This is a genomic window from Thauera phenylacetica B4P, assembly GCF_000310225.1.
Taxonomy (GTDB): Bacteria; Pseudomonadota; Gammaproteobacteria; order Burkholderiales; family Rhodocyclaceae; genus Thauera; species Thauera phenylacetica.
Genome location: NZ_AMXF01000400.1, coordinates 1 through 2,091, shown reverse-complemented (window position 1 = coordinate 2,091; position 2,091 = coordinate 1). Strand labels below are relative to the sequence as shown.

The 2,091-nt window shown below is 71.3% G+C and carries 2 protein-coding genes and 1 pseudogene; all 3 read right to left on the bottom strand.

Annotation, left to right across the window (positions count from 1 at the left end):
- Positions 1–195: pseudogene (locus tag C667_RS22450) on the bottom strand (hypothetical protein); the annotation flags it as partial.
- Between the two features lie 119 nt (positions 196–314).
- On the bottom strand, positions 315–755 hold the full coding sequence (gene fliJ, locus C667_RS22445; protein ID WP_004386699.1) for a flagellar export protein FliJ: 441 nt from the start codon (positions 753–755) through the stop codon (positions 315–317).
- A 271-nt stretch (positions 756–1,026) separates the two neighbouring features.
- Positions 1,027–2,091: FliI/YscN family ATPase (locus tag C667_RS22440; protein ID WP_004386698.1), on the bottom strand; the 1,065-nt coding region annotated here is incomplete at its 5' end.

Sequence of the window (2,091 nt, the reverse complement as noted above, 5' to 3'; positions counted from 1 at the left end):
CGGTGCGGCGGGGACGGACTCGGGCTTGCGTGGCGCCGGCTCGGGCGTGTTCATGCGGTTCTCGAGCGTGCGCGAGAAGCTGTCGGGCTGCGCACCGAGGCCGTCCAGTGCGGAGATGCCGATGCGTGCCTGCTGGGCGCCGAGGCGAAGCTGCGCGACGTTGCCGAGGCTGGAGGTGGAGAACGGTGCGGACATGGTTGCGGGCCTCTCATGGGCTGGATGCGATGGATCGTGGACGATCCGACAGTCCATCAAAAGCAAGCCTCATGCCATGGGTGCGTCACCGGGTCGGGTCTCAGCCGCGGCCGCCCGCGTCAGGCGTCCTCGCCGCCACGCCGGGCGGCGTGCTCGTCCGACTGCTTCTGCTCCTGGCGCGCCTCGCTGCGCGCGACCGTCTGCTGGTGGCGCTGGGCGAGGGTGTCGAAGGCCTTGAGCTTGGTGCGCTGGGCCAGCCAGGCCTGCTGGCCCTCGACGGTGCGCGCGCGCGACTGCTCGACCACCTTGCGCTGGGCGGCGATCGCGTCGTCGAGCTTGGCGATGAAGGCGCTGTAGTTGCGCCACGCGTCGGGGCTCAGGCCATCGCGCGCGGCCTGCACGAAGCGCTCGTGGTACTCCGCGCGGTAGTCCTCGAGCATCTTCAGCTTCTGCTCCACGTCGCGCTCGGCTGCGACCAGCTCGCCGAGCTTGCGTGCGGCTTCGTCGGTGCGGGTGCTGGCGAGATCGAGCAGGGGCTGGAGGTGGAAGGCGGGAGGCATCGGCGTCGTTTCGGGGCGGTTTTGCAAACGGCATTCTAGCCGCTCGCGACATACCCGAGGTGGGCATATCGCGGCCGGCCGGCCGTCGACCGTGACGAAATGCTCGCGGCCGCAGTCGTGGCCGGGTTCGCGGCTGGCGCCGCTCCTGCATGGAGACCGATCCGCGGAGGTATTTTCAGGAGTGCCGGCAGGCGCCAATGCGGGTTCCGAACCGCGAGGGCTTGGGTAGGAGCGCCGGCAGGCGCGAATGCGGCCGCGTTTCGTGGCTCGCTCAACCGAAAACCTGCGCCAGCTTCTGCAGGGCGCCCTCGTAGGTCTCGTGCTCCTGGATGCCTTGCTGCAGGAAGGCCTCGAGCCTGGGATAGAGCTTCACCGCCATGTCGAGCAAGGGGTCGCCGCCGGGCTGGTAGGCGCCCACCGCGATGAGGTCGCGCGAGCGCTGGTAGCGCGAGAAGAACTGCTTGAACTGGCGCACCACGTTGAAGTGGTCGTCGCCGACCAGGTTGTGCATCGCGCGCGAGATCGACTGCTCGATGTCGATCGCCGGGTAGTGGCCCTGGTCGGCGAGGTTGCGCGAGAGCACGAAGTGGCCGTCGAGGATGGCGCGTGCAGCGTCGGCGATCGGGTCCTGCTGGTCGTCGCCCTCGGCCAGCACGGTGTAGAAGGCGGTGATCGAGCCGCCGCCCTCGGGGCCGTTGCCGGCGCGCTCGACCAGCGCCGGCAGGCGGGCGAACACGCTCGGCGGATAGCCGCGCGTGACCGGCGGCTCGCCGATCGCGAGCGCGATCTCGCGCTGCGCCATGGCATAGCGGGTCAGCGAGTCCATGATCAGCAGCACCTGGCGGCCCTGGTCGCGGAAGTATTCCGCCACCGTGGTGGCATAGGCCGCGCCCTGCATGCGCATCAGCGGGCTGGTGTCGGCGGGGGCCGCCACCACCACCGAGCGCGCCAGGCCCTCGGGGCCGAGGCTGTGCTCGATGAACTCCTTGACCTCGCGGCCGCGCTCGCCGATCAGGCCCACGACGATGACCTCGGCCTCGGTATAGCGCGCCATCATGCCGATCAGCACCGACTTGCCCACCCCCGAGCCGGCGAAGAGGCCGAGGCGCTGGCCGCGGCCGACGGTGAGCAGCGCGTTGATCGCGCGCACGCCGACGTCGAGCGGCTGCGCGATCGGTGCGCGCGCGAGCGGGTTGATCGCGCGCCCCTGCAGCGAGCGCGTCTCCTGGGTGTGCAGCGGGCCCTGGCCGTCGAGCGGACGGCCGGCGCCGTCGACCACGCGGCCGAGCAGGGCGTCGCCCACCGGCAGGTGCTTGGCGCGGTCGGCGGCGCGGCG